The following is a 15,471-nucleotide window of genomic DNA, read 5'->3' on the forward strand; positions in this document are numbered from 1 at the left end:
GAACGGCGCGCTTCGAGGGGCGCGGGGCCCGGCGCCACGAGCCCGTCGGGGTGTGAGGCGGGGCGGCCACCCCATAACGTCGCTCTGACGATTACACTGGACCGCGTGCCTCAACTACGCCTCGCTCTGAATCAGATCGACTCGACCGTCGGCGATCTCGCCGGGAACGCCGAGGCGGTCGTCCGCTGGACCCGGCACTCCGCCGAGCAGGGAGCGCACCTCGTGGCGTTCCCCGAGATGGTGCTGACCGGGTATCCCGTCGAGGACCTGGCCCTGCGGTCGTCCTTCGTGGAGGCGTCCCGCGCGGCCCTGCACGCCCTCGCCGCGCGGCTCGCCGAGGAGGGGTTCGGGGAGCTGCCGGTCGTCGTCGGCTACCTCGACCGTTCCGAGAAGGCCCAGCCCAGGTACGGGCAGCCGGCCGGCGCCCCGCGGAACGCGGCAGCGGTGCTGCACCGCGGCGAGGTGGTCCTCACCTTCGCCAAGCACCACCTGCCGAACTACGGCGTCTTCGACGAGTTCCGCTACTTCGTGCCCGGCGACACCCTGCCGGTCGTACGGGTGCACGGCATCGACGTCGCGCTCGCCATCTGCGAGGACCTCTGGCAGGACGGCGGCCGGGTCCCGGCGACCCGTTCCGCCGGGGCGGGCCTGCTGGTGTCGATCAACGCCTCGCCGTACGAGCGCGACAAGGACGACACCCGGCTCGACCTCGTGCGCAAGCGCGCGCAGGAGGCCGGCTGCACGACCGCGTACCTGGCCATGATCGGCGGCCAGGACGAGCTGGTCTTCGATGGCGACTCGATCGTCGTCGACCGGCACGGCGAGGTAGTCGCCCGGGCGCCCCAGTTCTCCGAGGGGTGTGTCGTCCTCGATCTGGATCTGCCCGCCGCCGCCCCCGAAGCGCCCTCCGGAATCGTGGACGACGGGCTGCGCATCGATCACCTCGTCATCTCCGACGAGCCGCTGCCGCCGTACGAGGCGGAACTCTCCGGCGGGTACGCCGAGCGGCTCGACGCCGACGAGGAGGTGTACTCCGCGCTCGTGGTGGGCCTGCGGGCGTACACGGCGAAGAACGGTTTCCGCTCCGTGCTGATCGGGCTCTCCGGCGGTATCGACTCCGCTCTCGTCGCCGCGATCGCCTGCGACGCGCTCGGCGCGCAGAACGTGTACGGCGTGTCGATGCCGTCCAAGTACTCCTCGGACCACTCCAAGGGGGACGCGGCCGAGCTGGCCCGGCGGACGGGGCTCAACTTCCGGACCGTGGCGATCGAGCCGATGTTCGACGCGTACATGGGGTCGCTGGGGCTCACCGGGCTGGCCGAGGAGAACCTCCAGTCGCGGCTGCGCGGCACCATGCTGATGGCCCTCTCCAACCAGGAGGGGCACATCGTGCTGGCGCCGGGCAACAAGTCCGAGCTGGCGGTCGGGTATTCGACGCTGTACGGCGACTCCGTGGGCGCGTACGGGCCGATCAAGGACGTCTACAAGACGTCGGTCTTCCGGCTCGCCGAGTGGCGCAACCGGGCGGCGGCCGAGCGGGGGCAGACCCCGCCGATCCCGGAGAACTCCATCTCCAAGCCGCCGAGCGCCGAGCTGCGGCCGGGGCAGGTCGACACGGACTCGCTGCCGGACTATCCCGTCCTGGACGCGATTCTGGAGCTGTACGTCGACCGCGACACGGGGGCCGACGCGATCGTGGCGGCGGGGTACGACCCCGAGGTGGTCACCAAGACGCTGCGGATGGTGGATACGGCGGAGTACAAGCGGCGGCAGTATCCGCCGGGGACGAAGATCTCGGCGAAGGGGTTCGGCAAGGACCGGCGGTTGCCGATCACGAGCCTCTGGCGCGAGAGCGTGTGAGGAGAGGGGCGCCTTTTACTGGGCGTCCCCTTTTTTTGCCTGACGGCGGGCTCGTCGTGCGCTGCGGGCCCGGTGGGGGCTGGTCGCGCCGTTCCCCGCGCCCCTGATGGGGCGCAGCCCCGCTTAGGGGCGCGGGGAACGGCGCAATCCTTTCGCCTTGAGGGGCGCGGGGAACTGCGCAATTCCTTCGCCTTCAGGGGCGCGGGGAACGGCGCAATCTTTGGCCGGGGGCGCGTCCGGCTCAGTGGTGGGCCGGGACCTCCGCGTGCTGCGGGGTGTGGGTCGCCACTATGCGGCCCGCGTTCGTCGTGCCGCGGTTCCGGTCCACGACGTACGCGATGGTCGCGACGCCCAGGCCCAGGACCGCCAGGGCCGCGCCCGCGAGAGCCGGGGACGTGACGCCGTAACCCGCCGCGAGGGCCAGGCCGCCGATCCAGGCGCCGCCGGCGTTCGCGAGGTTGAAGGCCGCCTGGTTGGCGGAGGAGGCCAGGGAGGGGGCCGAAGAAGCCTTCTCCATGACCATGAGGAGGAGCGGGGAGCTGGTCATGAACGCCGCCGCGCCGAGCAGCACCACCGCGAGGGGCGCACTCCACGCCGTGGTCATCATGAGCGGGAAGAGGGCCAGGACCGCCACCAGCCAGACCAGGCCGCCGAACAGGGTGCCGCGCATCGAGCGGTCGGCCAGGCGTCCGCCGAGCAGGTTGCCCGCCGTCGCGCCCACGCCGAACAGCGCGAGCAGCAGGGTCACGCTGGAGTCGGCGTACCCGGCGGAGTCCGTCAGCATCGGCGTGATGTAGCTGTACGCCGAGAAGAGCGCGCCGAAGCCCGCGACGGTCGTGCCGAGGGCCAGCCAGACCGGGAGAGACTTGAGCGCCGCCAGTTCGCCGCGCAGTCCGGTGGCGGCCAGGCCGTGTTCGGAGGTGCGGGGCAGGAGCAGCGCCAGGGAGGCGATGGCCGCCAGGCCGATCACGCTGACGCCGAGGAAGGTGGCGCGCCAGCCGAGCTGCTGGCCGATGAGGGTCGCGGCGGGGACGCCGGCGATGTTCGCGACGGTGAGGCCGAGGAACATGAGGGAGACCGCGCGGGCCTTGCGTTCGGCGGAGACCATGCCGGTGGCGACGACGGCTCCGACGCCGAAGAACGCGCCGTGCGGCAGACCGCTCAGGAAGCGGGCCGCGAGCAGTGAGGTGTTGTCGGGGGCGAACGCCGAGAGCGTGTTGCCCACGACGAACAGCACCATCAGTCCGATCAGGACCTTGCGGCGGGCCATGCGCGCGGTGAGCGCCGCGAGCAGCGGGGCGCCGACGACGACGCCGATCGCGTACGCCGAGACGAGGTGGCCCGCGGTGGGGATCGAGATGCCCAGGTCGTCCGCGACGTCGGGGAGCAGCCCCATCATCACGAACTCGGTGGTGCCGATGCCGAAGGCGCCCACGGCGAGGGCGAGCAGGGCCAGGGGCATGAGGGACCTTTCACAGGGGAGAGCGGTGTTCCGTGCAGTTTATGTTCACCTGCGGAACAAAGCCTCCCGGGCCCAGTATTCCCCGGGGATGTGACGCGGGCTCCTACGAGCCGGTTGACGACAGCTTCACGCGAGCGGCGATCGGGAGATGGTCACTGCCCGTCTCCGGGAGGGTCCACGAGGTGACCGGCTCGACGCCCTTGACCATGATCTGGTCGATGCGAGCCATCGGGAACGACGCCGGCCAGCTGAACCCGAAGCCGCTGCCCGCCGCGCCCTGCGCGGAGCGCATCTGCGAGGTGACGCCGTTCAGCGCGCGGTCGTTCATCGTGCCGTTCAGGTCGCCGAGGAGGGCGATGTCCGGCAGCTTCTCGTCGGCGATGGCCTCGCCGAGCGCGTCGGCGCTCTTGTCGCGCTGCCGCGCGGTGAAACCGGCCTCCATCTTCACCCGTACGGAGGGCAGGTGCGCCACGTACACCGCGAGCCGCCCCTCGGGAACGGTGACGGTCGCCCGCATCGCGCGGGTCCAGCCGAGCTTGATGTCGACGGGGGCGGCCCCGCTCAGCGGGTACTTGCTCCACAGGCCGACCGTGCCCTGCACGGAGTGGTACTTGTACGTCGAGGCGAGGGCCTTCTCGTAGACCGGGACCGCCGAGGTGGTCAGTTCCTCCAGGGCCACCACGTCCGCGCCCGAGGCGGCCACGTCATGGGCCGTGCCCTCCGGGTCCGGGTTGTCCGCGTTGACGTTGTGGGTGGCGACGGTGAGGTCCCCGCCGGAGCCCGTCCTGTCGACGAGCAGCCCGCCGAAGAGGTTGACCCAGATGACGGCGGGCAGCAGCACGGCGATCAGCGCGGTCGCGGACCTGCGGAACAGCGCGAGGGCGAGCAGCACCGGGACGGCCAGCCCCAGCCAGGGCAGGAAGGTCTCCAGGAGGCTGCCCAGGTTGCCGATCCGGTTCGGGATCTGCGCGTGGAGCGCCATCACCAGGGCGAGTACGAGGGCGAACGCGGCCAGGACGATCCCCCGCCGCCAGATGCCCCGGTCGGTACGGAGCGACGTCAGCAGGCGGCGGAGCCGGGGTCCTCTGCGGTCGGGTCCCTGGCCGCCGCTGCCCGTCTCCGTCATGTACGCCTGCGCCATACCGTCGCCTCACCAACTGCCGTTCACATCATCCCCGCGCCCTAAGACCCTAGGGGATGATCGCGATCGTTCCCGCCGCCGCACGGCGGCCGTACGGGCACAAGGACGACCGAGGGGGCGCGTCGAGTTCCGGCACTGGGCCAGGTGGGGTGGTCTGTGACGGAACGCGCACATTGCCGGGACCGGCGTTCAGCAGGCGGGGCGCGGGACTCAGCGAGCGGCGGGGCCCAGTCCCGCGAGGACCGTGTCGACGATCCGTTCGGACAGTCCCTCTTCGAGGCCCGCGTCCGGGCGGATGACCGCGCGCAGGAGCATGGGGCCCACGAAGAGGTCGTTGGCCAGTTCGACGTCGACGTCCGCGCGGAACTCGCCGTTCGCCTGGCCGCGCCGCAGGACGTCGAGCGTCATCAGCCGGCGCGGTTCGATGACGGCCGCGTGGTAGACCTTCCACAGCTTGGGGCTGCTCTTCATCTGCGCGTAGACGTTGTGCATGATCGCCGACGAACGCGTGACCAGGCCGCGCCGCCGCAGCGATTCGAGTATGACGATCAGGTCGTCGCGCATGGAGGTGCCGGGGAGCCGCGGGTCGGGCGGTTCGGCGGTGCGCAGCACGTCGCAGAAGAGCTCCTCGCGGCCGCTCCAGCGGCGGTAGATGGTGGCCTTGCCGACGCCGGCGATGCGGGCGACGCGCTCTATGGAGATCTCCGCGAGCGGAACGCCGTCCTCCAGGAGGCGCATGACGCCCTCGATGATCGAGCGCTCCACCGCCTCGCTGCGGGGGCGGCCTCTGGCGGCCCCGCCGCCGCGCCGTCCGGGCCCGCCCGGCACCTGCTGCCCGCCGCCCACGTTTTCGCTCCGCTCTCTTGGGTGTTGACGTCCTGACGCTGCGCCGTCAATCGCCGTCCGCCGTCCGCCGTCCGGGTCGATTGTCCCTGGGTGACGGCAGGTTGTGACTTGGGTGCGGGTGCGTGGGGGTTGGCCGCGCAGTTCCCCGCGCCCCTAAGAGTGCGGGTGCGGGTGCGTCGTGGCTGGGTGCGCCGTTCCCCGCGCCCCTATCGGGTCGGGTGCGGGTGCGTCGTGGTCGGGCGCGCAGTTCCCCGCGCCCCTAAGAGTGCGGGTGCGGGTGCGTCGTGGCTGGGTGCGCCGTTCCCCGCGCCCCTTTGAGGTCGGGTGCGGGTGCGTCGTGGTCGGGCCCGCAGTTCCCCGCGCCCCCAAGAGTGCGGGTGCGGGTGCGGCGTTGTCCGCGCGCCTTGCGGGGGCTTCAGTGGTCGGCGCTTGCCAGGTTCGTCTCCTTTTTCGCCTGGGTCGGGGTGCGGCCCGGCAGGAACAGGTAGACGACCAGTGCGCCCACCACGGCGACTCCCGCGCCGCACAGGGCCGTGACGTGCATCGCGTGCAGGAAGGCGTCGTTGGCCGGGCCGATCAGGGCGTCGCCCTTGGGGCCGAGCTTCGCGGCGAAGCCGAGGGTCGCCTCGATGGACTCGCCCGCCTCGTGCCGGGCGGCCTCGGGCAGCTTGTCCTCGATGCCCGAGCGGTACGCGGCGGAGAGGACCGAGCCGAGTACGGCGATGCCCAGGGCGCCGCCGACCTGGCGGAAGGTGTTGCTGAGAGCGGAGGCGGAGCCCGCCTTCTCGCGGGGCAGGGCCTGCATGATCACGACGCTGGTCGGCGTCATGATGTGCGCCATCCCCGCGCCCATCAGGAAGAAGATGACCTCCAGGATCCAGATCGGCGTGTCCGCCTCCAGCGCGGCGAACGCGGCCAGCATGGCGGCGATGGTGAGCATGCCGGCGGTCGTGGTGGCCCGGTTGCCGAAGCGGTCCACGACCAGCCGGGCCCGCGGCGCGAAGACGAGCTGCGCGACGGCCAGCGGCAGCATCAGCAGACCGGTCTGCAGGGGCGAATAGCCGCGCACGCTCTGGGTGTAGAAGACGGAGAAGAACGTCACCCCCATCAGCGCGAAGAACACCAGCGCTATGGCGGCGATGGCCGCGGAGAAGACCTTGTTCCTGAAGTAGTCGATGTCGATCGACGGGTGGTCGCTGCGCTTCTCGTGCACGACGAAGCCGACGAGTACGACGAGTCCGGCACCGATGGTCGCGAGGACCTTGGCGTCCGTGAAGTCGGCGAGCTGGCCGCCCTTGATGATGCCGTAGACCAGCAGGACGAGGCCGATGACGGACAGCACCACGCCCACCGGGTCGATGCGGCCGGGTTTCGGGTCGCGGGAGTCGGGGACGAGCCAGATCATCAGCCCCAGCGCCACGATCACGATCGGTACGTTGATCAGGAAGACGGATCCCCACCAGAAGTGGTCGAGCAGGATCCCTCCGGTGATCGGGCCGATGGCGATGGCGAGGCCGACACCACCCGCCCAGATGCCGATGGCCTTCGGCTGTTCGTCGCGCTCGAAGACGTTCATCAGGACCGCGAGGGTGGCCGGCATCACGAAGGCGGCGCCGAGGCCCATCACCGCGCGGAACGAGATGAGTTCGACCGGGGACCCGGAGGAGGCGGCGAGCGCCGAGCCGATCCCGAAGACGAGCAGTCCGCCGAGCAGCACCTTCTTGCGGCCGAGCCGGTCACCGAGGAGACCGGCGGAGAAGAGCAGGCCCGCGAAGACGAGGGTGTAGGAGTTGATGGCCCATTCCAGCTCGCTCTGGGTGGCTCCCAGGCCGGTCGGGGCGGGCGTCGAGATGGTCTTGATGGCGACGTTCAGGATCGAGTTGTCGAGAACGACGATCAGCAGGCTCAGCATCAGGACGCCGAGGATCGCCCAGCGTCGTCGGTGCACGGCCTCCGGTATCCGGGGAGCGGTGTCGGCAGGGGTTGTCATGCTGAAAAGGCTAGAGGAGATTCGATACGAGACCGTCTCGTATCGGAATCCTTTACCGAGACCTTACGAGCTCTGGAGGCGGCCTTGGGGCCTGCCGGAGGCGAGGACACGGGCGGGTGGCGGCGGAGACGAGGGCCACGGTGACCCCTCTAGCCGTTCTGTGGCACGAGGTGCCACCATGGAGGGGATCCGGGGACGCCGTCAGGGCGCTTCGAGATGACAGAAGGAGCCGTTGCAATGACGCAGTTCTCGGCTGCCCAGAACACCACCGACAGCAGCAACAGGGCGCTGTACGGAGGCAAGGGCACACGCCGTATCACTGTCCGCGACATCACGGTGGCCAAGGAGCGCGGCGAGAAGTGGCCGATGCTCACCGCGTACGACGCGATGACCGCGTCCGTCTTCGACGAGGCCGGCATCCCGGTCATGCTCGTCGGTGACTCGGCGGGCAACTGCCACCTGGGCTACGAGACCACCGTGCCCGTCACCCTCGACGAGATGACCATGCTGTCGGCCGCGGTCGTACGGGGCACCTCGCGCGCCCTCATCGTGGGCGACCTGCCGTTCGGGTCGTACCAGGAGGGGCCGGTACAGGCGCTGCGGTCGGCCACCCGGCTCGTGAAGGAGGCCGGGGTCGGGGCCGTCAAGCTGGAGGGCGGCGAGCGGTCGCACGCGCAGATCGAGCTGCTCGTGGAGTCGGGAATTCCGGTGATGGCGCACATCGGCCTCACCCCGCAGTCCGTGAACTCCATGGGATACCGGGTGCAGGGGCGCGGTGAGGAGGCCGCTCAGCAGTTGCTGCGCGACGCCAAGGCCGTGCAGGACGCGGGCGCGTTCGCCGTCGTACTGGAGCTGGTGCCGGCGGAGCTTGCCGCTGAGGTGACGCGGGTGCTGCACATTCCGACGGTCGGGATCGGGGCGGGGGCCGAGACGGACGCGCAGGTGCTCGTGTGGACCGACATGCTCGGGCTCACGGGCGGGAAGATGCCTCGGTTCGTGAAGCAGTATGCGGATCTTCGGCAGGTCATGGGGGACGCGGCGAAGGCATTCGCCGACGATGTTGTCGGCGGAACGTTCCCTCAGGAGGAGCATTCCGTCCACTAGTCCACTGCGGTACGGAGGCAGCCCGCCGATTTCCCCCGTCGGCGGGCTGCCGTTTTTTCGCCCCCGCCGCCCCTACCCTTCCCGTCACCGCATGGGGGCTCCGCCCCCTCGCCCCCCATCGCGCAGTTCCCCGCGCCCCTAGGTACCTAGGGGCGCGGGGAACTGCGCAATCGTTTAGGCCCGCCCCCACTCCGCAGACGCCAGGGCGCAGCCCGCGTTTCAGGGGCGCGGGGAACTGCGCGGTCTTTCGGGCCCGCCCCCACCGGGTCGCAGACGAACACAGACGCCCCCTGCGGAGCCTGTCGGTGGGATGTCGGTGGTTTGTCGGTGGGGGGTGGGAGTTTGGGTGGCATGACGCGAATCGACAACGAGCCCCGGCAGGACGGCGGCACCGGCCCCGACGCCGTCAGCGTGCGGGGACTGGTCAAGCACTACGGCGAGACCAAAGCACTGGACGGCGTGGACCTGGACGTGCGCGAGGGCACGGTCCGCGGCGTGCTCGGCCCGAACGGCGCCGGCAAGACGACCCTCGTACGCATCCTCTCCACCCTCCTCATACCCGACTCCGGCCGGGCCACGGTCGCCGGCTTCGACGTCGTGCGCCAGCCCCGCCGGCTGCGCCGGGTCATCGGCCTCACCGGCCAGTACGCCTCCGTGGACGAGAAGCTCTCCGGGCGCGAGAACCTCTATCTGATCGGCCGGCTCCTCGACCTGACCCGCAAGGACGCCCGCACCCGCGCCGACGAACTCCTTGAGCGCTTCTCGCTCACCGACGCGGCCAAGCGCCCGGCGAGCACGTACTCCGGAGGCATGCGGCGACGCCTCGACCTCGCCGCGTCCATGATCGGCAGTCCGACCGTCCTCTTCCTGGACGAGCCGACGACCGGCCTGGACCCCCGTACGCGTAAAGAGGTGTGGGGCGAGGTCAAGCGGATGGTCGGGGACGGTGTCACCGTCCTGCTGACCACGCAGTACATGGAGGAGGCCGAGCAGCTCGCGAACGAGCTGACGGTCATCGACCGCGGCAGGGTCATCGCCAACGGCGGCATCGACGAGCTGAAGGCGAAGGTCGGCGGCCGCACCCTGCGCATCCGTCCGGCCGACCCGCTGGAGCTGCGCCCCACGGCCGCGGCGCTCGACGAGTTCGGCCTCACGGGCCCGGGCAGCGCCACGGTGGACATCACCACCGGTACGGTCCTCGTCCCGATCCTCAGCGACGAGCAGCTGACCGCCGTGGTCGGCGCGCTCACCGCCCGGGGCATCACCCTGGCCGGTCTGAGCACCGAACTGCCCAGCCTGGACGAGGTGTTCCTCTCCCTCACCGGCCACCGGGCCACCGAACCGACCGATCCGGACGACCCGCGGGACACCGCGGCCGACCGCTCCCACGAGTCCTACGAGGAGGCCGCCGTATGAGCGCCGCCACCGCCGTCGACGCGCCCGCGGCGCTCGGCACCGACGACGATCCGCACGTCGGCATACGCGCCCATCTGCGGCACATCAGCGCCCTGGTCCGCCGCAACGTGCTGTGGATCCGCCAGGACCCGGAGTCGATGTTCGACGTCATCCTGATGCCGATCGTCTTCACGCTGCTCTTCGTGTTCGTCTTCGGCGGCGCGATCGCCGGCAAGGGCAACCAGGACGAGTACGTCAACTACGTCGTCCCGGGCCTGATGGCGATGATGGGCATGAACATCGCCATGGGCGTGGGCACCGGCTTCAACCAGGACTTCCAGACGGGCGTGATGGACCGCTTCCGGTCCCTGCCGATCTCCCGTGCCTCGGTCCTGATCGCCAAGATCTCGGTGGAGATCGGCCGGCTGCTGCTCGCCACGGCGATCCTGCTCGGGGTCGGTTTCCTGCTCGGTCTGTCCGTGTCGAACGTTCCCGGTCTGTTCGCCGCCATCGGTCTCGCCCTGGTCTTCGGCTCCTCCATCATGTGGATCTTTCTGACCATGGGCGTGGTGATGAAGAACGCCCAGGCCATCCAGGGAATGGGGTTCCTCGTGCTGATGCCCTTGCAGTTCGGGTCGTCGATCTTCTCGCCGCCGTCCACCATGCCGGGCTGGCTGCAGACGTTCACCGACTACAACCCGCTGTCGTCCCTCGCGGACGCGGCCCGGGGTCTGATGAACGGCGGCCGGCCGATCGCCCACGACGTCATGATCACGCTGCTCTGGTCACTCGTCATCACCGTGGTGATGGCGCCGGTCGCCATCCACAAGTACCGCACCAAGACCTGACCGTCCCGCTTCGGACCGACTCGTCTCGGACCGTCCCGTTTCAGACCAGGGCGGCGGCCTCCTCGAAGGAGAGGCCGCCGCCCTGCGCGTACGCGGCGTCGTACGCCCGGTCGTCGAGGACCTCGCGCGCCGCCGCCTCGGCCTGTCCCCTGATCTCGTGCTCCACGACGGCCCGGAAGTGTCCGAGCGGAAGGAGCTGGTCGGCGGCGCCGAGACACCGGGCGGCATCCCATGCGCGCCGGCCGCCCTCGACCCCCGCGAGCGCGATGGACGCGGTGGCCAGATGCACCGAGAACATATGCGGCGCGATCATCTGGGTCAGAGGGTCCTTGGCCCGCTCCAGGGCTCCCCGCACCTTCACCACGGCCTCCTCGTACAGGCCCTCCTGTGAGTCCAGCCAGGCCTCCACGCCCATGACGAACCCGTCGAAGACCACGAAGCGGACGGCGCCGAAGTCGTCCCACAGCCGCTCCATCTGGACCCGGGCCTCGGCGACGCGGCCGGTGCGGCCGAGCCACATCGCGAGGAAGAGCCGGGCCCCGGGCATGGCTTCGTTGTGCGCGCCGTCGCCCTGTTCCAGGACCCCGCGCAGCAGCCGCTCGCCCCGCCCGGTCTCGCCCGCGTCGATGAGCACACTGCCCAGACGGGTACTGAGGATGGCCATCTGGGCGCGGGCGCCCAGGCGTTCGGCGTGGGCGATGGCCGTCTCGTAGTCCGTCGCGGCGAGCTGGTACTCGCCCTTGCGCTCATGGGCTTCGCCGCGCGCGGAGAGCGCCTCGGCGGCGCCCCAGGCGTCTTCGAGGCCGACGAAGAGCTCCAGCGACTCGTCCGCGTCACGGGCCGCGTCGCCCGCCCAGTCGGCGCGGTTGGCGAGCATGTTGGCGCGCATCTGCAGGGCGACGGCCAGCTCCCAGCGGGTGCCGAGTTCCCGGCAGGTCTCGACGCTCGCGTCGATGACCCGGCGCAGCCGGTCCATGTCGCCGGTCAGCAGCACGGCGAAGAACCAGAGGTAGCCGGGGTTGCGGCAGACCTGCGGGAGGCCGGGATCGTAGGCCTCGGTGATGGCACGCAGCTTGGCCTCCGCCTCCGGTGTCTGCCAGGTGTCCAGCTCCAGGTCCATACAGGCGAGATGGAGGAGATGGACGCCCCGCCTGGCCTCGACGAGGACGTCCGGGCTCATGGGCGGCGGGTCGGCGACGCAGGACTCGTACAGCGGGACGGCTCGTTCGGTGGGCGGCGCGAACGGGTCGGGGCCCATCGCCATGACCTCCCGCGTCCAGTTGCGGGTGACCATCCGCAGGTCGCGGATCTGCCAGTACCAGGCGAGGGAGAGGACGAGGCAGAGCGCCTCCTGTTCGTCGCCCGCGGCGACGGCGCGCTGCAGTGCGGCACGCGTGTTCTCGCCTTCGAGCTGGAGCAGTTCGATGGCTTCGCGCTGGCCGGGTCCGCGCAGTCGCGGGTCGGTGGTGCGGGCGAGTTCGCGGTAGTACGTGAGGTGGGCGCGCTCGGTCGCGGGGCGCTCGCCGCACGCGTCGAGGCGCTGTCCGGCGTACTCGGCGACGGTCTCCAGGAGCCGGTAGCGCATCTCGCCGTCACCCGAGCCCGCACCCGCACCCGAACTCGCGTCCACGGCTGTCTCCTTCCCCGGACCCTTGCCCGAAGGGGCGGCCACGACCAGGGACTTGTCGACGAGCGAGCCGAGCGCCTCCAGCGCGGCAGGTCCGCAGACCGCCTCGGCGGCGGCCAGGTCGCAGCCGCCGGCGAAGACGGACAGCCGCCGCAGCACGTCGCGTTCGTCCTCGTCCAGGAGGTCCCAGGACCAGTCGACGACGGCCCGCAGGGTCTGCTGGCGCGGCAGGACCGTACGGCTGCCGGAGGTGAGCAGGCGGAAGCGGTTGTCGAGCCGGTCGGCGATCTGGCGCGGGGTGAGCATCCGCAGCCGGGCGGCGGCGAGTTCGATGGCGAGCGGCAGTCCGTCCAGGCGCCGGCAGATCTCGGCGGCGGCCTCCGGATCGTCCTCGGTCCGGAAACCGGGCCGGGCCGCGGCGCCCCGGTCGGCGAGCAGCTTCAGCGCGTACGGCTCTGGCAGCGGCTCGACGGGCCGCAGCAGCTCCCCCGGTACGCCGAGGGGTTCGCGGCTCGTGGCCAGTACGGTCAGTCCGGGGCAGCGTTCGAGCAGTTGCTCGACGAGGCGGGCCGCGGCGTCCACGACGTGTTCGCAGTTGTCGAGGACGATCAGCATGCGGCGTTTGGCGCAGTGCTCGGTGAGCCGGACGAGGGGGTCGTCGTGCCGGTCGGTGACGGCCCGCATCTCCTCGGCGCCGGCGCCGCGCAGCACGGTCTCCCGGGCGCCGACCGCCGTGAGGACGGCCTCGGGGACGGCCTCCGGGTCGTCGACGGGGGCGAGTTCGGCCAGCCACACGCCGTCGGGCAGATCCTGGGCGACGCTCTCCGCCGCCTCCTGGGACAGCCGTGTCTTCCCGGCGCCGCCCGGCCCCAGCAGTGTGACGAGCCGCGCCCCCGCGAGGTCCCCGCGGATGGTGGCCAGATCGCTGTCCCGCCCGACGAAGGAGGTGAGCCGGGCCCGCAGATTCCCGAGCGGCACGGGCCGCTCACGCGGGGCGGCGCCACGTCGGCCCCGCGCCGCGCCGGAGCCACCGCCGGGCCGGGTCGCGTCGGAGTCGTCTCCGGGCGGGGCTGCTTCGGAGTCGCCTCTGTGCGGGGTCGTCCCCGTGGTTCTGCTGAGCGAGGCCGGGCCGGTGCCGTTGGATCGGTGGTTCTCGGCGTGTTGGGTGTCACGGGGTGTGCCGGGGGCCTGGCCGGCCGGGGTGCCGGTCAGGAGTTCCGTGTGCAGGGAGCGCAGTTCGGGGCCCGGGTCCGTGCCCAGGCGGTCGGCCAGCAGGCGGCGTACGGACTCGTAGGCGGCCAGGGCCTCCGCCGCGCGGCCCGCGTCGCGCAGGGCCCGCAGGCGCAGCACCTGGAGGGGTTCGTCCAGGGGGTGGGTGTCGCAGAGCGCGGTGAGGTCGGGCAGGGACTGTTCGGCGTGGCCGAGAGCGAGGGCGGCGCCGAGACGGGCGCGCCGTGCGTCGAGCCGGCGGGCCTCCCAGCGCGACGACTCGGCCGTGCGGTCCGGGAGATCGGCGAGGGCCGGGCCCTGCCAGAGGGCGAGGGCGTCGTCCAGGATGACGGCCGCCTTGCCGGGGTCGCCGTCGGCCAGCGCGCGGGAACCCTCGCCCGCGAGCCGTTCGAACCGGTGCAGGTCGACGTCGTCGGCCGCCGCGCGCAGCCGGTAGCCGCCCTCGTCGGAGCCGATCGCGTCCGCGCCCAGCGCCCTGCGCAGCCGGCCCACCAGGGCCTGCAGCGCGCCCGGGGCGTCGGCCGGAGGGTCGGCGCCCCAGACCTCGTCGACCAGCACGGCCACGGACACGGGCCGGCCGGGGCGCAGGGCGAGCACTGTCAGCAGGGCGCGCAGCCGCGCCCCGCCGACCGGAACGGGGGTGCCGTCGGAACGGAGTACCTGGGTGGTGCCGAGGATGCGATAGCGCACGCAGACCATTGTCCCTGTCGGCGACCCGGCCCCGCCCCGGATTTTGGACCGGCATGAACCGGGGGTGGCCGAGAACGGACCGGGGACGCGGGTGGAGGGCCGCAGGAACCTCCGACCCTCCCTGGGACGTTGCCCCCTCACCACCGGTACGGTCTACCCGGCACGCCCAGCCCGTTCGAACATTCCAGGGAGCCCCACCCCATGACCACCGCCACCGGCCGGCACAGTGACCGGCGCATCAGCCCGGTCTTCCTCGGGATCGTGGCCGTCGCGGCGGTGACCGGCTGGGCCACCTGGACGGGCTTCGCCGAGCAGCCCGGCGTCGCCGTCTTCCTGTTCGTGACGGCCGCGTGGATCGTCTCGCTCTGTCTGCACGAGTACGCGCACGCGCGCACGGCCCTGCACAGCGGCGACATCTCCATCGGCGCGAAGGGCTATCTGACCCTGAACCCGCTCAAGTACACGCACGCGCTGCTCAGTATCGTGCTGCCGGTCCTCTTCGTCATCATGGGCGGTATCGGTCTGCCGGGCGGCGCGGTCTTCATCGAGCGGAGCCGCATCCGGGGCCGCTGGAGGCACAGCCTGATCTCGGCGGCGGGCCCGCTGACGAACGTGCTGTTCGCGGTGGTCTGCACCGCCCCGTTCTGGCTGGACGCGCTGGACGGCGTACCGGCCGACTTCCAGTTCGCCCTCGCGTTCCTGGCGCTGCTGCAGGTCACGGCCGCGCTGCTGAACTTCCTGCCGATCCCGGGCCTGGACGGCTACGGCGTCATCGAACCCTGGCTGTCGCACAGGATCCGCCGGCAGGTGGAGCCGTACGCGCCCTTCGGACTGCTCTTCGTCTTCGCGATCCTGTGGATCCCGGAGGTGAACAACCAGTTCTTCGACGCGATCGACGCGCTGCTGCGGACGCTGGGCATCGACGAGATCCGTACGTACTGCGGGCAGAACCTCTACCGGTTCTGGACGGACACCGACCAGTACTGCTCGGTCGGCCAGTGACCGGCCGCCGCGTCAGCCGGTGACGGAGGACGCCGACGCCCTGCGCCGCATCCGGTCCCGGCGCAGGTAGTACCAGGTCATGTTGGACGACAGACCCGCGAGCAGCACCCACACGATCCCCAGCCAGCTGCCCTGGACGAAGGAGACGACGGCCGCCGCCGTGGCGAGGACGCAGACGACGAGGGCGTAGAGGGCGAGTCGGGACATGGGGTCTGCTCCTGTCGGGGAACTCCGGGGGCCCGGCGGAACCGGTCCCCGGAGGGGGACACTGCGCGG

Annotated in this window: 11 protein-coding genes; 5 read left to right on the forward strand and 6 right to left on the reverse strand. The window is 71.4% G+C overall.

What is annotated here, in order from left to right:
* The first annotated feature begins 105 nt into the window (after positions 1 to 105).
* Entirely contained in the window at positions 106 to 1,860 is a 1,755-nt protein-coding gene (locus ACH4DZ_RS17985) for an NAD+ synthase (protein WP_398288089.1), read from the forward strand.
* Between the two features lie 241 nt (positions 1,861 to 2,101).
* Here ACH4DZ_RS17985 and ACH4DZ_RS17990 read toward each other — a convergent pair whose 3' ends face one another.
* The 4 genes from ACH4DZ_RS17990 to ACH4DZ_RS18005 all read right to left on the reverse strand — a co-directional run bounded on the left by ACH4DZ_RS17990 (position 2,102) and on the right by ACH4DZ_RS18005 (position 7,299).
* Positions 2,102 to 3,322, reverse strand: a complete 1,221-nt coding sequence (locus ACH4DZ_RS17990) for an MFS transporter (RefSeq protein WP_398288091.1) — start codon at positions 3,320 to 3,322, stop codon at positions 2,102 to 2,104.
* A 103-nt stretch (positions 3,323 to 3,425) separates the two neighbouring features.
* Entirely contained in the window at positions 3,426 to 4,463 is a 1,038-nt protein-coding gene (locus ACH4DZ_RS17995) for an endonuclease/exonuclease/phosphatase family protein (protein WP_398288092.1), read from the reverse strand.
* Between the two features lie 210 nt (positions 4,464 to 4,673).
* Positions 4,674 to 5,309, reverse strand: coding sequence for a TetR/AcrR family transcriptional regulator (locus ACH4DZ_RS18000; protein WP_398288093.1), 636 nt, complete (start codon positions 5,307 to 5,309; stop codon positions 4,674 to 4,676).
* Positions 5,310 to 5,724: 415 nt separating this feature from the next.
* Positions 5,725 to 7,299, reverse strand: a complete 1,575-nt coding sequence (locus ACH4DZ_RS18005) for an MFS transporter (RefSeq protein WP_398288094.1) — start codon at positions 7,297 to 7,299, stop codon at positions 5,725 to 5,727.
* A gap of 237 nt (positions 7,300 to 7,536) precedes the next feature.
* Between ACH4DZ_RS18005 and panB the strand changes: the two genes are divergently transcribed.
* The 3 genes from panB to ACH4DZ_RS18020 all read left to right on the forward strand — a co-directional run bounded on the left by panB (position 7,537) and on the right by ACH4DZ_RS18020 (position 10,646).
* Positions 7,537 to 8,403 carry a 3-methyl-2-oxobutanoate hydroxymethyltransferase gene (gene panB, locus ACH4DZ_RS18010; protein WP_398288095.1) on the forward strand — a complete coding sequence of 289 codons (867 nt, stop codon included), beginning with the start codon at positions 7,537 to 7,539 and terminating at the stop codon, positions 8,401 to 8,403.
* 351 nt (positions 8,404 to 8,754) lie between these two features.
* Complete coding sequence (locus ACH4DZ_RS18015; protein ID WP_398288096.1) at positions 8,755 to 9,819, forward strand: ATP-binding cassette domain-containing protein; 1,065 nt, start codon at positions 8,755 to 8,757, stop codon at positions 9,817 to 9,819.
* Positions 9,816 to 10,646 (forward strand): ABC transporter permease, encoded by an 831-nt coding sequence (locus tag ACH4DZ_RS18020; protein ID WP_398288097.1) that lies wholly within the window; start codon positions 9,816 to 9,818, stop codon positions 10,644 to 10,646. The genes ACH4DZ_RS18015 and ACH4DZ_RS18020 overlap by 4 nt, the downstream gene beginning before the upstream one ends.
* A 40-nt stretch (positions 10,647 to 10,686) precedes the next feature.
* On the opposite strand, the gene ACH4DZ_RS18025 is transcribed toward ACH4DZ_RS18020, so the two are convergent.
* The gene (locus ACH4DZ_RS18025) at positions 10,687 to 14,202 is read right to left on the reverse strand and encodes an AfsR/SARP family transcriptional regulator (RefSeq protein ID WP_398288098.1); all 3,516 of its coding nucleotides are present in this window, start codon (positions 14,200 to 14,202) and stop codon (positions 10,687 to 10,689) included.
* A gap of 192 nt (positions 14,203 to 14,394) precedes the next feature.
* On the opposite strand from ACH4DZ_RS18025, the gene ACH4DZ_RS18030 reads away from it, so the two are divergent.
* The gene (locus ACH4DZ_RS18030) at positions 14,395 to 15,195 is read left to right on the forward strand and encodes a site-2 protease family protein (protein WP_398288099.1); all 801 of its coding nucleotides are present in this window, start codon (positions 14,395 to 14,397) and stop codon (positions 15,193 to 15,195) included.
* Between the two features lie 12 nt (positions 15,196 to 15,207).
* Here the strand turns inward: ACH4DZ_RS18030 and ACH4DZ_RS18035 are convergent, their stop codons facing one another.
* Positions 15,208 to 15,402: a hypothetical protein gene (locus ACH4DZ_RS18035; protein WP_398288100.1), complete on the reverse strand. Its 195-nt coding sequence runs from the start codon at positions 15,400 to 15,402 to the stop codon at positions 15,208 to 15,210.
* Positions 15,403 to 15,471: the final 69 nt, after the last annotated feature.

Origin of the sequence: Streptomyces sp. NPDC017991, assembly GCF_044328075.1 — a bacterium.
Classification (GTDB): Bacteria; Actinomycetota; Actinomycetes; order Streptomycetales; family Streptomycetaceae; genus Streptomyces.